General features: G+C 73.2%; 19 protein-coding genes and 1 other RNA gene. 11 read left to right on the top strand and 9 right to left on the bottom strand.

The window, feature by feature from the left end; all coding sequences use genetic code 11:
- The first annotated feature begins 2 nt into the window (after positions 1–2).
- Together ACY34K_RS22605 and ACY34K_RS22600 are read left to right on the top strand one after the other, a co-directional pair.
- Entirely contained in the window at positions 3–1,079 is a 1,077-nt protein-coding gene (locus ACY34K_RS22605) for a Zn-dependent alcohol dehydrogenase (RefSeq protein WP_462749914.1), read from the top strand.
- Between the two features lie 12 nt (positions 1,080–1,091).
- Positions 1,092–2,033, top strand: coding sequence for a 3-oxoacyl-ACP reductase (locus ACY34K_RS22600; RefSeq protein ID WP_462749912.1), 942 nt, complete (start codon positions 1,092–1,094; stop codon positions 2,031–2,033).
- A gap of 104 nt (positions 2,034–2,137) precedes the next feature.
- Here ACY34K_RS22600 and ACY34K_RS22595 read toward each other — a convergent pair whose 3' ends face one another.
- Positions 2,138–2,293, bottom strand: coding sequence for a hypothetical protein (locus ACY34K_RS22595; RefSeq protein WP_462749910.1), 156 nt, complete (start codon positions 2,291–2,293; stop codon positions 2,138–2,140).
- A 49-nt stretch (positions 2,294–2,342) separates the two neighbouring features.
- Positions 2,343–3,497: a hypothetical protein gene (locus ACY34K_RS22590; RefSeq protein ID WP_462749909.1), complete on the bottom strand. Its 1,155-nt coding sequence runs from the start codon at positions 3,495–3,497 to the stop codon at positions 2,343–2,345.
- A gap of 268 nt (positions 3,498–3,765) precedes the next feature.
- On the opposite strand from ACY34K_RS22590, the gene ACY34K_RS22585 reads away from it, so the two are divergent.
- Genes ACY34K_RS22585 through ACY34K_RS22575 form a run of 3 tightly spaced genes read left to right on the top strand, consistent with a single transcriptional unit; the run spans position 3,766 to position 6,922 of the window.
- On the top strand, positions 3,766–4,584 hold the full coding sequence (locus ACY34K_RS22585; protein ID WP_462749907.1) for a Nif3-like dinuclear metal center hexameric protein: 819 nt from the start codon (positions 3,766–3,768) through the stop codon (positions 4,582–4,584).
- Positions 4,581–5,324 (top strand): zinc ribbon domain-containing protein, encoded by a 744-nt coding sequence (locus tag ACY34K_RS22580; protein WP_462750085.1) that lies wholly within the window; start codon positions 4,581–4,583, stop codon positions 5,322–5,324. Before ACY34K_RS22585 ends, ACY34K_RS22580 begins: the two co-directional genes overlap by 4 nt.
- A complete protein-coding gene (locus ACY34K_RS22575) occupies positions 5,324–6,922 on the top strand; it encodes a bifunctional RNase H/acid phosphatase (protein WP_462749905.1) in 1,599 nt (532 codons plus the stop codon). The genes ACY34K_RS22580 and ACY34K_RS22575 overlap by 1 nt, the downstream gene beginning before the upstream one ends.
- Before the next feature lie 44 nt (positions 6,923–6,966).
- Here ACY34K_RS22575 and eda read toward each other — a convergent pair whose 3' ends face one another.
- Both eda and yaaA read right to left on the bottom strand, forming a co-directional pair.
- Positions 6,967–7,599, bottom strand: a complete 633-nt coding sequence (gene eda, locus ACY34K_RS22570; RefSeq protein ID WP_462749903.1) for a bifunctional 4-hydroxy-2-oxoglutarate aldolase/2-dehydro-3-deoxy-phosphogluconate aldolase — start codon at positions 7,597–7,599, stop codon at positions 6,967–6,969.
- A 61-nt stretch (positions 7,600–7,660) separates the two neighbouring features.
- Positions 7,661–8,443 carry a peroxide stress protein YaaA gene (gene yaaA, locus ACY34K_RS22565; protein ID WP_462749901.1) on the bottom strand — a complete coding sequence of 261 codons (783 nt, stop codon included), beginning with the start codon at positions 8,441–8,443 and terminating at the stop codon, positions 7,661–7,663.
- Positions 8,444–8,526: 83 nt separating this feature from the next.
- Between yaaA and ACY34K_RS22560 the strand changes: the two genes are divergently transcribed.
- Positions 8,527–9,969 (top strand): RNB domain-containing ribonuclease, encoded by a 1,443-nt coding sequence (locus tag ACY34K_RS22560; protein ID WP_462749899.1) that lies wholly within the window; start codon positions 8,527–8,529, stop codon positions 9,967–9,969.
- Here the strand turns inward: ACY34K_RS22560 and ACY34K_RS22555 are convergent.
- Both ACY34K_RS22555 and ACY34K_RS22550 read right to left on the bottom strand, forming a co-directional pair.
- Entirely contained in the window at positions 9,956–10,648 is a 693-nt protein-coding gene (locus ACY34K_RS22555) for a hypothetical protein (protein WP_462749896.1), read from the bottom strand. The two genes, ACY34K_RS22560 and ACY34K_RS22555, sit on opposite strands and share 14 nt — an antisense overlap.
- Positions 10,645–11,478 carry a MerR family transcriptional regulator gene (locus ACY34K_RS22550; protein WP_462749894.1) on the bottom strand — a complete coding sequence of 278 codons (834 nt, stop codon included), beginning with the start codon at positions 11,476–11,478 and terminating at the stop codon, positions 10,645–10,647. The genes ACY34K_RS22555 and ACY34K_RS22550 overlap by 4 nt, the downstream gene beginning before the upstream one ends.
- A gap of 76 nt (positions 11,479–11,554) precedes the next feature.
- On the opposite strand from ACY34K_RS22550, the gene rnpB reads away from it, so the two are divergent.
- The 3 genes from rnpB to ACY34K_RS22535 all read left to right on the top strand — a co-directional run bounded on the left by rnpB (position 11,555) and on the right by ACY34K_RS22535 (position 13,171).
- An RNA gene (gene rnpB / locus ACY34K_RS22545) (RNase P RNA component class A) lies at positions 11,555–11,959 on the top strand.
- A gap of 81 nt (positions 11,960–12,040) precedes the next feature.
- Positions 12,041–12,514, top strand: coding sequence for an SRPBCC family protein (locus ACY34K_RS22540; protein ID WP_462749892.1), 474 nt, complete (start codon positions 12,041–12,043; stop codon positions 12,512–12,514).
- Between the two features lie 63 nt (positions 12,515–12,577).
- Positions 12,578–13,171 (top strand): dihydrofolate reductase family protein, encoded by a 594-nt coding sequence (locus ACY34K_RS22535; protein WP_462749889.1) that lies wholly within the window; start codon positions 12,578–12,580, stop codon positions 13,169–13,171.
- On the opposite strand, the gene ACY34K_RS22530 is transcribed toward ACY34K_RS22535, so the two are convergent.
- Together ACY34K_RS22530 and ACY34K_RS22525 are read right to left on the bottom strand one after the other, a co-directional pair.
- Positions 13,147–14,238: a hypothetical protein gene (locus tag ACY34K_RS22530; protein ID WP_462749886.1), complete on the bottom strand. Its 1,092-nt coding sequence runs from the start codon at positions 14,236–14,238 to the stop codon at positions 13,147–13,149. The two genes, ACY34K_RS22535 and ACY34K_RS22530, sit on opposite strands and share 25 nt — an antisense overlap.
- Positions 14,239–14,370: 132 nt before the next feature.
- A complete protein-coding gene (locus tag ACY34K_RS22525) occupies positions 14,371–14,685 on the bottom strand; it encodes a MazG-like family protein (RefSeq protein WP_462749883.1) in 315 nt (104 codons plus the stop codon).
- 30 nt (positions 14,686–14,715) lie between these two features.
- Here ACY34K_RS22525 and ACY34K_RS22520 point away from each other — a divergent pair, with 30 nt between their 5' ends.
- Positions 14,716–15,729, top strand: coding sequence for a hypothetical protein (locus tag ACY34K_RS22520; RefSeq protein WP_462749880.1), 1,014 nt, complete (start codon positions 14,716–14,718; stop codon positions 15,727–15,729).
- Between the two features lie 92 nt (positions 15,730–15,821).
- Entirely contained in the window at positions 15,822–16,145 is a 324-nt protein-coding gene (locus ACY34K_RS22515) for a nuclear transport factor 2 family protein (RefSeq protein ID WP_462749877.1), read from the top strand.
- 298 nt (positions 16,146–16,443) lie between these two features.
- On the opposite strand, the gene ACY34K_RS22510 is transcribed toward ACY34K_RS22515, so the two are convergent.
- Entirely contained in the window at positions 16,444–17,196 is a 753-nt protein-coding gene (locus tag ACY34K_RS22510) for an SDR family oxidoreductase (protein WP_462749874.1), read from the bottom strand.
- Between the last annotated feature and the right edge of the window lie 102 nt (positions 17,197–17,298).

Raw genomic sequence — 17,298 nt, 5'->3', positions numbered from 1 at the left:
TCATGCGCGCAGCCGTACTCCACGAGACCGGCCAGGACAAGCTCGAAGTCCTCGACGACGTCGAGGCGGTGGGCTTCGGCCCCGGCAAGGTCAGGATCCGGGTCCGGGCGACCGGGCTGTGCCACTCCGACATCTCCGCGATGAACGGCGTACTGCCCCAGCCCGCGCCCTTCGTCCCCGGCCACGAGGGCGCCGGCGAGATCCTCGACGTGGGCGACGGCGTCACCACGCTCCGGCAGGGCGACCGGGTACTGCTGTGCTGGCTGCCCGCCTGCGGCGCCTGCCCCTCCTGCAAACGCGGCCAGACCCAGCTGTGCCTCGCCGGCTTCATGAACGCCGGCACCCCCAACTTCCGCCGCCCCGGCGGAGACGTCTTCGGCTTCGCCGGCACCGGCACCTTCACCGAGGAGGTCGTCGTCGATGCGGGCTGCGCCGTCCCCGTCCCGGACGACGTGCCCTTCGACATCGCCGCGCTCATCGGCTGCGGCGTGACCACGGGGCTCGGCGCCGCCGTCAACACCGCACGGGTGGAGGCCGGTTCCTCGGTCGCCGTCATCGGCTGCGGCGGCGTCGGGATCTCGGCCGTCCAGGGCGCCAGGCTCCAGGGAGCGGCCGAGATAGTGGCGGTCGACCCCGTCGCCTCCCGCCGCGAGGCCGCGCTGCGGTTCGGCGCCACCGAGGCCGTCGCACCCGACGCGCTGGGCGACGCCAAGCAGCGCGTCACGGCCGGTGAGGGCTTCGACTACGTCTTCGAGGTCGTCGGCAAGTCCGCCACCGCCCGCACCGCCTACGAGACCACCCGCCGCGGCGGCACGCTCTGCATCGTCGGCGCGGGCGCCATGGACGACTTCCTCCAGCTCAACATGTTCGAGCTCTTCTTCGACGAGAAGCGCATCCTGCCGTCGATGTACGGGGGCGGCGACGTCCTGCGCTCCTACGAGCGGGCCATCGCGCTCTGGCGGGCCGGCCGGATCGACCTGTCGGGCCTGATCACCCACCGGGTGCAGCTCGCCGAGATCAACGACGCGCTGGCCCAGATGCGGACCGGCGAGGCGCTGCGCACCTGCATCGAGATCTGAGAGGACTTCTTGATGTCACACCCCCTGGAGGGTCTCTCCGCCGTCGTCACCGGCGGCGGCCGGGGCCTCGGCCGCGCGGAGGCGCTCGAACTGGCCCGGCTGGGCGCGGCCGTCGTCGTCAACGAGTACGGCGACGGATCGGCCGAGGCCGCCGACCAGGTCGCCGAGGAGATCCGCGCCGCGGGCGGCCGTGCGGTCACCCACCTCGGCGACGTGGCCGACCACACCGCGGCACGCGCCCTCGTCGGTCTGGCCGTCAGCACCTACGGACAGCTCGACATCCTCGTCAACAACGCGGGCGTCCTGCGCGACCGGATGGTCTTCTCGATGACCGAGAGCGAGTGGGACGCCGTGATACGCGTCCACCTCAAGGGCCACTTCAACACCACACACTTCGCGTCCGCCCACTGGCGGGAACGCTCCAAGGCGGCCGCCGGAGCCCCGGTGCACGGCCGGATCGTCAACACCTCGTCCGAGGCGTTCCTGGCGGGCTCGGCCGGCCAGCCGAACTACGCGGCGGCCAAGGGCGGCATCGTCGGCCTCACCACCTCCACCGCGCTGGCCCTCGCCAAGTACGGAGTGACGTGCAACGCCATCTGCCCCCGCGCCCGCACCCGGATGACGGAGGACGTCTTCGCCGCCGTCCCCGCGACCGGGCGAAGCGACGGGCAGGCCGGGCCGGACGCCGTCGACCCACTCTCCCCGGCCCATGTCGCGCCGCTCGTCGGCTACCTCGCCTCACCCGCCGCCGCGCGCGTCAACGGCCAGCTGCTGGTCGTCCACGGCGGCATGGTCGCGGTCGTGGAACGGCCCAGAGTGGCCGCCAAGTTCGACACCGCGAAGGACATGTTCTCGTACGAGGAACTGGACGGCCTGCTCACGCCCTACTACGCCGACCGTCCCCCGAACGAGACCTTCGCGGCCGCCGAGATACTGGCCCTCAAGAAGGACTGACCGGCCGGGCGGTGCGGCGGGCGCCGGTCACCCGCGTACGCCGAAGGGGCCGCCGCGGGAGGATCGACCCCCGGGCAGCCCCTTCTTCCGTGCTGGTGCCGGCGTCAGGCCGCGGTGCCGTGGTGCGGCTCCCGGCGGTGCCTGCCGTGCGGCTGCGCCGTCGTGTCCTCCGTCGACGCCGCGTTCCCTCGGTGCTTTCCGGAGCCGCCGGCGTCCCCCTGCGGTCGCGCCTGGGTCGTGTCGGTACTGGCCTCAGACATGTGGGAAGTTCACCCCGTCGTTGATCGCTGATGATGTGCGGCCCGGAGTCTAACCAGGGGCCGTGCGGCCGGTGAGCGGCGCCTGCTGCAACGGCACCGGCTTGCACACACCAGGAGCCGCCGCGCCCCCGGACGGTTCCCCACCAGCGGGTTCCGCTTGTGCCGGTTGTGTGCCCGGATGCGGTACGGGCGCCTCCGGCGGCCCCTCGACCCGGGCCATACCGCAGCGCACGGCCCCTGTCGCGTACGGCAGTCGCAGCACCCCGCCCCGCGTCCACAACCCCGCTCCCGCCAACCAGCCCTCGGGGGCAGCCAGTTGGTGCAGCCGCCGGGCCGCGGGCCGCCACACCCCGACCCAGCTCCCGCCCGCCGCGTCGATCCGCAGCGCCACCGCGCACCTCTCGGGCGTCAGCATCTGGCCCGGCTGAACGGCGAACGGCGTCACCGCCGCGTCCGCCAGGCGCAGGCACTCGGGGAACCGCACCGGCAGCGTGCTGCCCAGCACCCCCCAGCCCAGCCGGTCGTGCCCCGGTGACGGCGCGTCGGAGCGGATCAGCAGCAGCCCGCTGTCCGGATCGGCCAGCAGCAGCCGGTCGTCGCTGCCGTCCGTGATCTGCAGCAGCGGCGTCACCTCGCCGCCCCGCTCCAGATCGACCGCCACCGCCTTGACCGGCCCGCCGTCCACCCGCCGGTCCAGGGCCAGCATCCGCCCCGCACGGTCCAGCCACACCCCGCCCGTGCAGCGCCCTCGCACCTCGGCCACGTGCTCCGGGCCGAACGCCCCGCCCGCCACCAGCCACACCGCCGTCGAGTGCTCGCCCACCGTCAGCGCGTACGCCCGCGTCCCCTCCGGCGACGGCGGCAGCAGCCGCAGCGCCGCCGACTCGACCGCGCCCAGCGGCAGTTCACCCGTCCCCGGGCCCGTCGGGTACAGCAGGGAGAAGGTGTACCCACCGGCCACCCGGCGCCCGATCAGGACCCGCCCGTCCGACAGCGGCAGCAGCTGTGCGTCCGGGTCCTCGGGCTGGCCGACCGGCAGCGGCACCGCGTACGGCTCCGGCCCGTCCAGCGTCCATCGCTCCGGGTACAGCGCCTCGCCGCTCCCCGCCAGGCGCGCCGCGTAGGCGCCGTCCGCGGCGATCGTGAACCGCTTACGCCACAGCGTGTCGTCCTCCGCGGCGGTTTCGGTGGCACAGACTGTCATCGACTCGTCACCTCCGGCGACCGAAGGTAGTTTTCGCACGCCCAGCCGAACCGCACGAGTCTCCGCACTTCACCTATAAGGGTGTCCCTGTCCAGGTTCGCCTGAGAAAGGGAGTCCGGGTGTGCTGAGGGCTCGGGACGTACGAGGGTGAAGGGCGCCCGGGCGAGACCCTCCGGGAGGCGTCCCGGGAGAAGGCGGAGGGGGAGCGGGTGCCCCTTCGTCCACAGGCCAGGGCGACGGGGCACGTGGGACAGGTAGCCTTTCCCTCGTGCCCCGTCTGTCTGAAGTCATCGCCGAGCTCGACGCCCTCTGGCCGCCCGAGCGGGCCGAACAGTGGGACGCCGTCGGCACCGTCTGCGGCGACCCCGACGCCGAAGTCACCCGCGTCCTGTTCGCCGTCGACCCCGTCCAGGAGATCGCGGACGAGGCGCTGAAGCTCGGCGCCGACCTGATCGTCACGCACCACCCGCTCTATCTGCGCGGTACGACCACCGTCGCCGCCGGCCACTTCAAGGGCCGGGTCGTACACACCCTGATCAAGAACGACATCGCGCTCCATGTCGCGCACACCAACGCGGACACCGCCGAGCCCGGTGTCTCCGACGCCCTCGCCGGCGCGCTCGATCTGCGCGTGACCGGACCGCTCGTCCCCGAGAACGGCCTCGGCCGGATCTGCGAACTCGACCGCCCCGAGACGCTGCGCGAGTTCGCCGCCCGCGCGGCCGCGCGGCTGCCCGCCACCGCCCACGGCATCCGGGTCGCCGGAGACCCCGACGCCGTCGTCCGGCGCGTCGCCGTCAGCGGTGGCTCCGGCGACAGCCTCTTCGACGCCGTACGGGCCGCGGGCGTGGACGCCTTCCTCACGGCGGACCTGCGCCACCACCCGGCATCCGAAGCCACCCAGCACACTCCGCTGGGGCTGGTCGACGCCGCCCACTGGGCCACCGAATGGCCCTGGTGCGAGCAGGCCGCCGCCCAGCTCGACGAAATCTCCGACCGCCACGGCTGGGACCTGCGGGTCCACGTCTCGAAGACGGTCACCGACCCCTGGTCATCCCACCACTCTTCTCCTGGAGCCCCCAACTGAACGCCGCGCCCGCCGACCAGATCCGACTCCTCGACGTCCAGGCCCTCGACCTCCGTCTGTCGCAGCTCGCCCACAAGCGCCGGAGCCTGCCCGAGCACGCCGAGATCGAGTCGCTGAACAAGGACCTCACGCAGCTGCGCGACCTGCTCGTCGCCGCGCAGACGGAGGAGAGCGACTGCGCCCGCGAGCAGACCAAGGCGGAGCAGGACGTGGACCAGGTGCGCCAGCGTGCCGTCCGCGACCAGCAGCGACTGGACTCCGGGGCCATCACCTCCCCGAAGGACCTGGAGAACCTCCAGAAGGAGATCGTCTCGCTGGCCAAGCGCCAGGGAGACCTGGAGGACGTCGTCCTGGAGGTCATGGAGCGCCGCGAGTCCGCGCAGGAGCGGGTCGCCGAGCTGACCGAGCGCGTCGAGTCCGTCCAGGCCAAGGTCGACGCCGCGGTCGCCCGCCGCGACGCCGCGCAGGCCGATCTGGACGCCGAGGGCACCTCCGTCACCAAGGAGCGCGAGGTCATCGCCGGTTCCGTCCCCGCCGACCTGATGAAGCTCTACGAGAAGATCCGCGAGCAGCAGGGCGGCGTGGGTGCGGCCAAGCTGTTCCAGCGCCGCTGCGAGGGCTGCCGTCTGGAGCTCAACATCACCGAGCTCAACGAGGTGCGGGCGGCCGCCGCCGACGCCGTCGTCCGCTGTGAGAACTGCCGCCGCATCCTCGTCCGTACCGCGGAGTCCGGCCTCTGATGCCGGAGCTGCGCGAGCTGATCGTCGAGGCGGACGGCGGCTCCCGGGGCAACCCGGGCCCGGCGGGGTACGGGGCGGTGGTCCTGGACCCGGTGTCGGGCGAGCCGCTGGTGGAGGCGGCCGAATACATCGGCGTCGCCACGAACAACGTCGCCGAGTACCGGGGGCTGATCGCCGGCCTGAAGGCCGCCCGCGAGCTGGCCCCCGGCGCGACGGTCCGGGTCCGGATGGACTCCAAGCTGGTCGTCGAGCAGATGTCCGGCCGCTGGAAGATCAAGCACCCGGACATGAAGCCGCTGGCCGCCGAGGCGGCCCGGATCCTGCCCGCAGGGCAGGTCGTCTACGAGTGGATCCCGCGCGAGAAGAACAAGCACGCGGACCGGCTGGCCAACGAGGCGATGGACGCGGGCAAGCGCGGCAGGCAGTGGCAGCCGTCGGTCTCCACGGCGGCCCTCGACGCCGCCGCCGCGTCGGACGCGGGCGCGGCACGCGTGGTCGGCGACGCGGCCGCGGGCGCGGCCAAGGCCCGCGCGGCCCTGGCCGAGGCGGCCGCGGCCACCCGCGCGCCGGCGCCGGGCGCCGTTCCTGCCGCGCCCGGGCCGGCATCAGGCACCACGGTGTCCGGCACCACGGTGTCCGACGTGGTGCAGACGGCCAGTACGGCGCCTGGCGCCGGCGTCGGCGTCGGCGACAAGGCTGGTCGTCCCTTTGCAGGGACCGGCACAGCCGGGACCGGGGCCGAGCCCGGGACCGGGGCCGCCGTGACGGGTGGCACCGCCCCCGAGGGGACGTCCGGCACCGGCGTGACCGGCGCGGTCGCCGGTCGCGCGGCGCCCGCAACCGGCGCGTCAGCGGTCCCGACCCCCGTCAGCGGCGCAGTCGGCGAGGCGGCCACCGCCCCCGGCGGGGCCGTGGCCGAGGCCGCCACCGCGCCAGGCGCCGCGCCGGCGGTCGGATGGGGCGCGGCGGCCGACATGGGAGCGCCCGCCACATTCGTGCTGCTGCGGCACGGGGAGACGGCGCTCACTCCCGAGAAGCGTTTCTCGGGCAGCGGGGGCAGCGACCCCGAGCTGTCCGCGGCCGGCCGGCGCCAGGCCGAGGCGGTCGCCGCCGCACTCGCCGCGCGGGGCACGATCCAGGAGATCGTCTCGTCCCCGCTGCTCCGCTGCCGTCAGACCGCCGAGACCGTCGCGGCCCGGCTGGGCCTCGACGTCCGCGTGGACGAGGGCCTGCGCGAGACGGACTTCGGCGCGTGGGAGGGCCTGACCTTCGCGGAGGCACGGGAGCTGTACCCGGACGAGCTGAACGCCTGGCTCGCCTCGCCCAAGGCGGCCCCGCCCGGCGGCGAGTCGTTCGCGACCGTCTCCCGGCGCGTCGCGGCCACCCGCGACCGGCTGACCGCCCGCCACACGGGCCGCACGGTCCTGCTGGTCACCCATGTGACGCCGATCAAGACGCTGGTCCGGCTGGCCCTGGGCGCCCCGCCGGAGTCCCTGTTCCGGATGGAACTGTCCGCCGCCTCCCTCTCGGTCGTGGCGTACTACAAGGACGGCAACGCCTCGGTCCGCCTCCTGAACGACACATCGCACCTGCGCTGACGCGACGCCGGGCCGGCCGGAGGCCGCGCGGGCCGAGGCCCGGCTCAGCCGGTGCGCAGCGCCGCCGCCTCGCGGGCCAGGGACTCGACGCGCGGCCAGTCGCGGGCGGCGAGTGCGTCGGGGGGCAGCATCCATGTGCCGCCGACACAGCCCACATTGGGCAGGGCGAGGTACGAGGGCGCCGAGGCGAGCGAGATACCGCCCGTGGGGCAGAACCGGGCCCGGGGAAGCGGTCCGCACAGGGACCTGAGATAGGCCGTGCCGCCCGCCGCCTCGGCCGGGAAGAACTTCATCCCACTCACCCCTCGCTCCAGCAGTGCCACGACCTCCGAGGCGGTCGAGACGCCCGGCAGGAAGGGCACGCCGGACGCGAGCATCGCGTCGAGCAGCCCGTCCGTCCAGCCGGGACTGACGAGGAAACGGGCCCCCGCGCCGACCGCGCCGTCGACGGCCCGCGCCGAGAGGACCGTGCCCGCGCCCACCACCGCGTCCGGCACCTCGGCGGCGATCGCCCGGATCGCGTCGAGCGCCGCCGCCGTCCGCAGCGTCACCTCGATCGCCGGCAGCCCGCCCGCGACCAGCGCACGCGCCAGCGGTACGGCCTCGGCGGCGTCCTCCACGACGACGACCGGAACGACGGGGGCGAGGTCCAGCACGGATCGCGGCAGGGAGGCCATGCGCCTCATCCTGCCGACACTGCGCAACACCTGCAACAGGCGTTGCGCAGTGTGCAATGAGCTAGTGGATCTCGTCCACCAGGACGTCCAGCGACCACGCCTTCCCCGCCCTGGCCGGAGCCTCGGCCTCCACCTCGTATCCGAGGTCCCGCAGCGCCTCCACCAGCTCGGCCGGCCCGGCGGGCACCGCGGCGGCCTCCAGCAGGCTCCGTACGATCCGCCCCTTCGTCGCCTTGTTGAAATGGCTCACCACCTTCCGGGTCGGCGCGTGCAGCACCCGGACGGTGGCCGTCCGCCCCGCGACCTCGCCCTTCGGCTTCCACGCCGAGGCGTACGCCGCGGACCGAAGGTCCAGGACCAGCCCGTCGCCCGCCGCCTCGGGCAGCACGGCCGCCATCGGCGTACGCCAGTACGCCCCCAGGGCGCCCAGGCCAGGCAGCTTCAACCCCATCGAGCAGCGGTACGACGGAATCCGGTCGTCCACCCCGACCGCGCCCCACAGTCCCGAGAACACCAGCAGTGACCGGCCGGCCCGGTCACGCGCGGCGGCGCCGAGCGTGGCGAGGCCCAGCGCCTCGTACAGCACACCGGTGTAGATCTCCCCGGCCGGCCGGGCCCCCGCCGTGCGCAACCCGGCGTTCTTCGCGACCTCGCCGCGCAGCCCCTCGCTCAGCCCGAGCACCTCGCGCGCCTTCTCCTCGTCGGCCGCGCACAGCTCCACCAGCTCGTCCAGCACGGCCGCCCGCGCCCCGGCGAGCCCCGGCAGCGACAGCCCCTCAGGACTCAGCGGCGCGCCGCTGCCCGATGCGGCCTTTCCCTCGGAGGGCGGCAACAGCACCAGCACGTTCTCTCTCCTTCACACGCTTCGAAAGGCCCCGCGCCAGCGTACAAAGTGCCGCCCACCGCCCCGCGCCATACGCTCGGTCCATGCCCCGCCGCCACATCCGGGTGACCGGCGCAGCCCAGGCTCGCCTGCGGGCCGCCCTGCGCGCGCTGCGCACCGAGCTCGACCTGCCCGGTGCCTTCCCGCCCGGTGTCCTCGCCGAGGCCGAGGCCGCCGCCGCGGCCCCGCGCCTGCCGGAGCACGACGCCACCGAGATCGCCTTCTTCACCATCGACCCGCCCGGCTCGACCGACCTCGACCAGGCCATGCATCTGGCCCGCCGCGACGGCGGCGGCTACCGCGTCCACTACGCCATCGCCGACGTCGCCGCCTTCGTCACCCCCGGCGGCGCGGTCGACACCGAGGCCCACCGGCGGGTCCAGACGCTCTACTTCCCCGACGGCCGCGTCCCCCTCCACCCGGCCGTCCTCGCCGAGGGTGCCGCAAGCCTCCTCCCCGGCCGGACCGTCCCCGCCCTCCTCTGGACGATCGACCTCGACGCCCACGGCCGCACCGTCACCACCGACGTGCACCGGGCCCTCGTCCGCAGCCGCGCCCGGCTCGACTACGCGGGCGTACAGCGGCAGCTCGACACCGGCACCGCCGAGGAGCCGCTCACCCTCCTCCGCGACATCGGACGGCTCCGCGAACAGCTGGAGATCGAGCGCGGCGGGATCTCCCTGAACGTCCCCGAGCAGGAGATCGCGGAAAGCGACGGCGGCTACGTCCTGGAATACCGGGCCCCGCGCCCCGCCGACGCCTGGAACGCCCAGATCTCCCTGCTCACCGGAGCGGCCGCCGCCGACCTCATGACCGCCGCCGGCACCGGCATCCTGCGCACCCTGCCCACCGCGCCGCTCGGCGCCGTGGCCCGGCTGCGGCGCTCCGCCGCGGCCCTCGGCATCGACTGGCCGCACCACCTCTCGTACGCCGCCCTCGTACGCTCCCTCGATCCCCACCGTCCCCGGCACGCCGCCTTCCTGCAGGACTGCACCGCCCTGCTGCGCGGCGCCGGCTACACGGTCTTCACCGGCGGCGAGGTGCCCGATCCGGCCGTCCACGCGGCCGTCGCCGACGAGTACACCCACTGCACGGCCCCACTGCGGCGGCTCGTCGACCGGTACGCGGGCGAACTGTGCCTGGCCGCCGTCGCCGGCCGGGAGCCCCCGGAGTGGGTGAGGGCCGCGCTCGCGGCGCTGCCGCGGGAGATGGCCGAGGGCGCGCGCCGCGCCAACGGAGTCGAGCGCGCGTGCGTCGACCTCGTCGAGGCGGCCCTGCTCGAGGACCGGATCGGGGAAGTCTTCGACGCGTACGTGGTGGACCTCAGGGACGACGACCCGACGACCGGCACCGTGCACCTGGTGGAACCGGCGGTCGTGGGCCGGGTCGACGGCGGCGGCGCCGTGCTCCCGCTGGGGGAGCCGCTGCGGGTGCGGCTCACACAGGCGGACCCGGGGAAGGCGAAGGTGCTGTTCACTCCGGCGTGACCGGCGTGACCGGCGTGACCGGCGTGCCCCCGGCCGGTTCCGGACCGGCAGGTCCCTTCCCGGCCGGTCCCTTGGCGGCCCCGTCCCGCGCGGCCGCCGTCTCCTCCTCGACCGCGTCCCTGATCGCCCGCACGAGCCCGCGCGCGTCGTCGGCGTGGCACCGCACCGTGTGCACCGGATACCGCCGCCCCAGCAGCCGTTCCGCGGTGACGGGCTCGGCCAGCTCGATCGTGACCGACGTCTGCGAGGCGACGGCCAGGTCGAGCACCCCGTCCCGCGCGGGGTGGGAGAACAGCAGCTCGTGCCGTACTGCCGCGATCCGCCCGACCGGTATCGCCACATCCACGTGCCCGGCCCTCCGCACCCGCAGCACGCCGCCGCCGAGCAGATGCGGCCGGGTCGCGGACGCCGCGTGCATCCCCAGCACGAAGAGCACGGTGTACACGTCCAGGACGAAGACCACGCCGTGCACCATCGGCCACGACGCCAGCAGGTACGACATGCCGACCGTCTCGACGGCGCAGACGAACGCGAAGCCGTACATGTACGCCGCCTGGTCGCGGGCGTGCCCGAACGCCCGCATCCCCGGCCCTGTGCCGTGCGGCCGGCGCGCCGCCCAGCGCAGCAGGCTCACCATCAGCCGCAGCTCGTGCCGGGCCAGCCGCAGCAGCGTCCTCATCGCGCACGCTCCAGGACGAGCCGCAGCGCACGGCGGACGGCCGCGGCCTGCGCGGCCGGGAAGTCCGCGAAGAACGCGTCCATGAAGCCCCCGTCGGACTCGCTCTCCGACATCCGTGCCTCCTCCAGTTTCCGTACGATCCCGTCCGGCAGCAGCGCGGCCAGCGCCCGCGCGGTCTCCTCCACCCGGTCGTCGCCGGGCGCCGCGTCCGCGAGGGCGTCGAGCCGCGCGTACACGTCGTACGCCGCCTCCATGGCGCCCGGAGCCCCGGCCATCTCCCGCATGATCGCCACCAGCTCCTCGCCCTCGTCGGCGGGCGCCACCGTCTCCAGCAGCGCCAGCAGCTCCCGGTCCTTGGCGGCCATGGCGGGCTCGGGGCCGGGCAGGTCCTCGCGGGCCCGCGCCAGGTCCGCGAACAGCGCCGCCAGCGCCGGCGACACCGGCCCCTCGGCGGGCAGCCGTCCGGCCCGCGCCTGCTCCAGCAGCACGCCCAGCCGCTCCCGCCGCGCGCCGATCTCCGCCTCCTGCCGGGCGAGATCGCTGTCCAGCTCCTCCAGCACGTCGACGAGCTCCCGCCCCTCCGCCGGGCTCCCGGCCTCGCCCGAGCCGGAGCCACCCCGCGCGTCGGCGAGCACGTCCCGTACCTCGTCGAGCCCGAGCCCCAGCTCGGTCAGCCGCCGGATCCGCGCGAGCTGCACGGCGTCCCGCACCGAGTAGTCCCGGTAGCCGTTGGCCAGCCGCTTCGGTTCGGGCAGCAGCCCGAGATGGTGGTAGTGGCGCACCGCCCGTGTCGTGACGCCGACGAGGCCGGCGATCTCTCCGATCCGCATGGCCTCAGTAGAAACGTTGACGCCGCGGCAAGGTCAAGACGCCATGGCGGCCGGGTAGCATGGTCGGCACGGCAGACGAGCCGGGCGGGCGGCCGCGTGGGGATCCGGAAGGATCCTCCCGAGGAACGTCCGGGCTCCACAGGGCAGGGTGGTGGCTAACGGCCACCCGGGGTGACCCGCGGGACAGTGCCACAGAAAGCAAACCGCCGGGGACCTCGGTCCTCGGTAAGGGTGAAACGGTGGTGTAAGAGACCACCAGCGCCTGAGGTGACTCAGGCGGCTAGGTAAACCCCACCCGGAGCAAGGTCAAGAGGGGCCGCCGTGAAAAGCGGCTCTGCGCGGACGATCGAGGGCTGCCCGCCCGAGTCCGCGGGTAGACCGCACGAGGCCGGCGGCAACGCCGGTCCTAGATGGATGGCCGTCACCCCGACGACCGCGAGGTCCCGGGGGACAGAACCCGGCGTACAGCCCGACTCGTCTGCCGCTTCGCCTCCGTACCTCCGCTCCCCCGTCCTGCCCGGCCGGCGGGCCGGGGCGGGCGATCTCGGTGACAATCCGAATCATGGACGACACACCACAGGTCACCGTCGAACGCCGGATCGCCGCGCCCGCCGGCCGGGTCTGGGACGCGCTCACCGATCTGCACGGGATGCCGGGGACACTGACCGGTGTCGAGCGGGTCGAGGTGCTCACCGAGGGGCCGTTCCAGACGGGCACGCGATGGCGCGAGACACGGCGGATGTTCGGCAAGGACGCCACCGAGGAGATGTACGTCACCGCCTGCGCGGCGCCGCACCGCTATGTGGTGGAGGCCGACTCGCGGGGCACGCACTACATCTCGGAGTTCAACGTGAAGTCGTCCGGCCCGGACGAGACGCGCGTCCGCATGACGTTCACGGCGCGGACGACCGGCGGGTTCGCGGGCGTCATGGCCAAGGTCCTCGGCGGGCTCGGGCGCAAGGCGGTGGCCAAGGCGATCGAGCGGGATCTCGACGACGTGGCGAAGGCGGTGGAACAGCCCTGGGGCTCGCGATGACTTCCGGGCGGTGGGACAGTCTCCCTTCCCGTACGTTCCCCGCGAGCAACAGGAGTGACCCCCATGCGCATCACCATAGTTGAGTTCATCAGCCTCGACGGCGTCGTGCAGGCGCCCGGCGGCCCCGAGGAGGACACCGACGGGGGCTTCGCCCACGGCGGCTGGACGCACCCGTTCTTCGACGAGGTGGTCGGCGGCGCCTTCGACGAGGCGCTGGCCGGGGCCGACGCCCTGCTGTTCGGGCGCCGCACCTGGAAGGCGATGGCCGGGGCATGGCCCGATCGGGCCGGCGACCCGTTCGCCGACCGGATGAACGCCATCCCGAAGTACGTCGTGTCGTCCACGCTCGCCGACTCCGAGCTGACCTGGAACAACACCACCCTCATCCCGGGCGACGAGGCCCTCGCCCACATCCGGAAGCTGCGCGAGACCGAGGGCCGGGACCTCCTCGTCATGGGCAGCCCCGCACTCGCGCGCACCCTCCTGCACGAGGGCCTGGTCGGCGAACTCCGCCTGATGGTCATGCCGGTGATCCTGGGCGGCGGCAAGACGATCTTCCCCGCCGGTGGCGCGAAGCACCCCCTGCGCCTGGTCTCCACGGTCACGAGCGGTACGGGCACGAACGTGTGCGTCTACCGTCCGGCGGCGGAGGGATAGGGGCCTTCGGGACGCAGCATTTTCCCCTGCAGGACCTTGATGCCCTTGCGGAGCCGCCGTGGCCGATTGAGGTGGACGGAGAGGTGCAGGGGGAACAGATGCTCCACCGTGCCGTCCGGGCCGAGGGTGAAGAGCGCCCCGCGCTCGTCGTACGGGGGCAGCTCGATCCCGACGGGTCGGAGTCGGTCCGCGGCGCTCGCCCACTCCTTCCGGAAGGCGAGGCGTGGGCGGACACGACCGCGTGAGTTGACGAACGGCCTCTTGGGGCCTTCGTGGATCACGATCCCGCCCGGTTCCGGAGTCTCCGGCATGTACAGAATCACTTTCCCGAGCAGTTGCTCCTGCCGAAGGTGCTTCATCTCCCGGAAGGTGCCGTCCCGGTCCGACGGAAGGATCAGGATCAGACGGGCCCGCGCGGCAAGCTCCTTGAAGGTGTCCCACCAGTTCTCCTCGGAGGTCAGGACGCGCGCCGCCCCGTACATCTCGCCGGGGCGGCCCAGGGTGATGAACGGAAGACGCCGTTTGAGGGCCCTGCGAAGCTGAAGTTCCACGTCGATGAAGGGGAGCACTCCCGACGGGCGGACTTCCTGCTGGGACAGGAGCTGTCCCGTGCTGTCGAACGGGCGCAGATACAGCGCGTACCGCTGCGTCTCCCGCCCGCGGGGCCGCTCGATGACCGCCTCGACCATCCGAGCGGCGCGCTCATCGACCCGTTCCTGCTCCACGCTGACATCCACGCGCCAGAGGAAGCGGTACACGTGCACGATCACGAACATCGCCACCAGGCCGAGAAGATAGAACCATCCGTTGGCCGGCTCGCTGGAGCGCACCCCTGAGCGGTGGAACAAGTAGGGAGGGACGAGTAGGAGCGGGGCGAACATGCGCGTGGCCCAGGTGGGCCTGTGATGGACGGCTCGGTGCGCTGTTTCCAGGGCGACCAGTGCCGCTGCGTAACCCAGCAGAAGGTGGTACTCGGCGATTCTCTTCAGCAGTTCGAATACCTGGAACAGGGCAAATGCAACAGCCAGAGACGACGCCATGAATAGGGCGACTCGAGTCTTTGTCACGCGGCGACAGTACGGCGAATGACCCGGCTCCCACCATATTTTCCGTACATCTCACGGAATTGTGGCGGCGTCGATTTCGCACGGGTCCCACGGAATGACCTGTGCATCAGAGGACCCGCCGAAAGAAGCCCGCTAGCCCTCCACCGAGCGCCGCACGACACGCTCCAGGTGCGTCGCGAAGACAGGGCCCGGGCTCGGGTTCAGGGTGCGCAGGGCGACCATCGCCGTGACGATCACGTCGCAGAGTTCCGACTCCACGTCCTGCCAGGTGTGTGAGACGCCCTTGCGGGGGTTCTGGCCGGTCGCGCCGATGACGGCCTGGGCCGCCTCGCCGACCTCTTCCGACAGTTTCAGCGTCCGCAGCAACACGTTCTGTTCGGGGGTGCGGACGGTCGCGGATTCGAGCCAGGCGTGGAGTCGTTCGATGCTGTCCCAGGTGGCGTCCATGGTGGTGAGCCTGCCATGTAAGGTGCGCGGATGATATTCGAACAGGGCGGTTTTCTCGGGGCCGTCGAGGCTTTCGAGACCGCCGTACGCGCCCGCGATCCCGAAGGGTCCGAGCAGGCCTTCGCGCGGCTGCACCAGGAGTACGGGCAGGCCGGCGTGCGTGAATTCCGCACCGCGGGGCCCCGGTTGGCCGGGCTCATCGCCGAAGTGCCCCACGGGCCGCGGGCGGTGGTGGCCGTGATGACCGGTGCGTGCGTGGAGCGCGGGGCGGACCCCGTGGCCTGCGCGCCGGGTGTGTTCGGCGGTGTACGGGAGGCGCTGGAGGCGGCCGGGGCGTTCTGCGAGCGGTGGGCGGCCTCCGGCGGCGGGGAGCTTCCCGACCCCGACGACGACGAACTCACCGACGGGATCGTCGACCGGACCGGCTTCGACGCCGCGATGGGCTGGTGGTCGCTGCCGCAGTGGGAGATGGCCGCCCTGGCCATGCTCAACTCGCCGGACGTACGCCGTCGGCTGTCCGGCAAGGACGAGCTGCTGGCTCTCGCCGAACGTGTCCGGGACGTGTCCGGCCGCGACTTCAAGTGCCTGGTGTACGCGCTGCGCGTGCTCGACGACGAGCCGCTGGTCGTGCTGCACCGGGAGACCGGCACCGGGTACGCGATGCGGATGTCGGGCATCGGCGACAACTTCCAGCTGCACACCCTGCTGGCCGGTGCGCTCATCGGCGGCCTGCACGTCCCGGGCCGGGCGCCTTCCGCGCAGGAGGTCGCGGTGTGCCGCGACGCCCCCGGGCAGGTGGAGACGGTCGGCTCGTTCAACCTGGTCGGCCCGGACGGCGGCTGGATCTGGAACGAGGGCACGCCCTCCGACATCCCCGTGGTCGGAGACGTCCGGCTGCTGGTCCTCGACCCGCCGCCGTACCAGCGCGGCTGGCCGTCGGGGCGGTTCTTCCCCGGTATGGCCGGTGACCTCGTCCTGGAGCGGGTGCTCGGCGCGGAGGAGACCGCCTCCTGGTTCACGCACGTCGCCGACGCGAAGGGCTGACGCGCCACGGGTGGACCAAGGTCCACGGGGAGCGGGCCCGGCGGGTGTACGGGTGGGACGCCCGACCCGTCCCCGTGACCCGAGGAGACCTGATGACCATCCCCGTGGACCGCCTCACCGACCCCGCCGTGCGTGCCTTCGTCACGGCGCTCAACGCCAATGACCCGTCGGCGTTCTTCGACGCCCTGACCCCCGGCGCCACCATGTCCGACGACGGCTCCGACCGCGATGTGCGCGAGTGGACGGACAAGGAGATCTTCTCCTCCCGCGGGCACATGGAGATCGAGTCGGAGAAGGACGGCGGTCGTTCGCTCGTGGCCCGCTACCACAACGACACCTGGGGCGAGATGCGCACCGCCTGGCGGTTCACCGTCGAGGACGGCAGGATCAGCCGGTTCGAGACCGGCCAGGCCTAGCCGTTCGGCCGCGCCGCGGCCGAGGGATCCCGGGGCGTGTCCGGGACGTCCCGTCTCCCGGCGGGCGGACGACGCCTCGGCGGACCGCTCCCCGGGGCGTGTTTCGGGAGTTCCGGTTGGCCGGGGGCGTCCGGCACGCTCGCTCGCGGCGTTGTGGGTCGTCGGCGCAGCCCGCCGCGCTCTCTCCCCCTGCGCCTGGCGGCGCGGGAGGTACCCCCACCCTCCGTCTTGCGCTCGCACGCACCGGACGCCCCCGGCCCCGCCCTCCGGGCGGACGACGCCACTTCCGCAACACGCCCTAGCCGCGGCCGATGTAGGGCATGGTCGTCGCCATCACCGTCGCGAACTGCACGTTCGCCTCCAGGGGCAGCGCCGCCATGTGGGCGACCGTCCGTGCGACGTCCGCCGCGTCCATCACCGGCTCGGCCGCCAGCTGTCCGTTCGCCTGAGGGACGCCCGTCTGCATGCGCGCCGTCATGTCCGTCGCCGCGTTGCCGATGTCGATCTGGCCGCAGGCGATGCGGTAGGGGCGGCCGTCCAGGGACAGCGACTTCGTCAGACCCGTCATCGCGTGCTTGGTCGCCGTGTACGCCACCGAGTGCGGGCGCGGCACATGGGCCGAGATGGAGCCGTTGTTGATGATCCGCCCGCCCTGCGGGGACTGCTCCTTCATCCGTCGGAACGCCGCCTGGGCGCAGAGGAACGCGCCGGTGAGATTGACGTCGACGACCGCCCGCCAGGTTTCGGGGGTGAGGTCCTCGGTCGGCGTACCTCCGCCCGCGAAGCTGCCCGCGTTGTTGAAGAGCAGGTCCACCCGGCCGTACCGGTCGTCAACGGCCGCGAAGAGCGCCGTCACCGCGTCGGGGGAGGTGACGTCGGTGGGCACGCACAGGGCGCCCCGTGGCGTCAGGGACGCCGTCTCCTCCAGCGGCTCGGCGCGCCGGCCGGCCAGCGTGAGGGTCCAGCCGTCGTCCGCCAGGGCCAGGGCCACGCTCCGGCCGATGCCCGAGCCGGCTCCGGTGACGACAGCGATCTTCCGCTCAGCGTTCATGGGCCGGAGCGTACGGGAGGGTCCGGCACTCGGACCTCATATGGCCGACATGTGGATGTTGTGTACTCGTCAGCGGCTGCTACTGCAATGGCGGTGACAGCT

The sequence above is a fragment of the Streptomyces sp. STAM6 genome (genome assembly GCF_054963715.1).
Note: the sequence above shows the minus strand (reverse complement) of the source record. Positions and strands in the feature narration are given on the sequence as shown.

What these genes read in the sequence shown, in the direction of transcription:
- ACY34K_RS22605 (WP_462749914.1), top strand. Translation starts at nt 3, where the DNA reads ATGCGCGCAGCCGTACTCCACGAGACCGGCCAGGACAAGCTCGAAGTC.
- ACY34K_RS22520 (WP_462749880.1), top strand. Translation starts at nt 14,716, where the DNA reads ATGATATTCGAACAGGGCGGTTTTCTCGGGGCCGTCGAGGCTTTCGAG.
- ACY34K_RS22560 (WP_462749899.1), top strand. Translation starts at nt 8,527, where the DNA reads ATGCCCCGCCGCCACATCCGGGTGACCGGCGCAGCCCAGGCTCGCCTG.
- ACY34K_RS22590 (WP_462749909.1), bottom strand. Translation starts at nt 3,497, where the DNA reads ATGACAGTCTGTGCCACCGAAACCGCCGCGGAGGACGACACGCTGTGG.
- ACY34K_RS22540 (WP_462749892.1), top strand. Translation starts at nt 12,041, where the DNA reads ATGGACGACACACCACAGGTCACCGTCGAACGCCGGATCGCCGCGCCC.
- ACY34K_RS22510 (WP_462749874.1), bottom strand. Translation starts at nt 17,196, where the DNA reads ATGAACGCTGAGCGGAAGATCGCTGTCGTCACCGGAGCCGGCTCGGGC.
- ACY34K_RS22515 (WP_462749877.1), top strand. Translation starts at nt 15,822, where the DNA reads ATGACCATCCCCGTGGACCGCCTCACCGACCCCGCCGTGCGTGCCTTC.
- ACY34K_RS22595 (WP_462749910.1), bottom strand. Translation starts at nt 2,293, where the DNA reads ATGTCTGAGGCCAGTACCGACACGACCCAGGCGCGACCGCAGGGGGAC.
- ACY34K_RS22600 (WP_462749912.1), top strand. Translation starts at nt 1,092, where the DNA reads ATGTCACACCCCCTGGAGGGTCTCTCCGCCGTCGTCACCGGCGGCGGC.
- ACY34K_RS22575 (WP_462749905.1), top strand. Translation starts at nt 5,324, where the DNA reads ATGCCGGAGCTGCGCGAGCTGATCGTCGAGGCGGACGGCGGCTCCCGG.
- eda (WP_462749903.1), bottom strand. Translation starts at nt 7,599, where the DNA reads ATGGCCTCCCTGCCGCGATCCGTGCTGGACCTCGCCCCCGTCGTTCCG.
- ACY34K_RS22555 (WP_462749896.1), bottom strand. Translation starts at nt 10,648, where the DNA reads ATGAGGACGCTGCTGCGGCTGGCCCGGCACGAGCTGCGGCTGATGGTG.
- ACY34K_RS22550 (WP_462749894.1), bottom strand. Translation starts at nt 11,478, where the DNA reads ATGCGGATCGGAGAGATCGCCGGCCTCGTCGGCGTCACGACACGGGCG.
- ACY34K_RS22525 (WP_462749883.1), bottom strand. Translation starts at nt 14,685, where the DNA reads ATGGACGCCACCTGGGACAGCATCGAACGACTCCACGCCTGGCTCGAA.
- ACY34K_RS22535 (WP_462749889.1), top strand. Translation starts at nt 12,578, where the DNA reads ATGCGCATCACCATAGTTGAGTTCATCAGCCTCGACGGCGTCGTGCAG.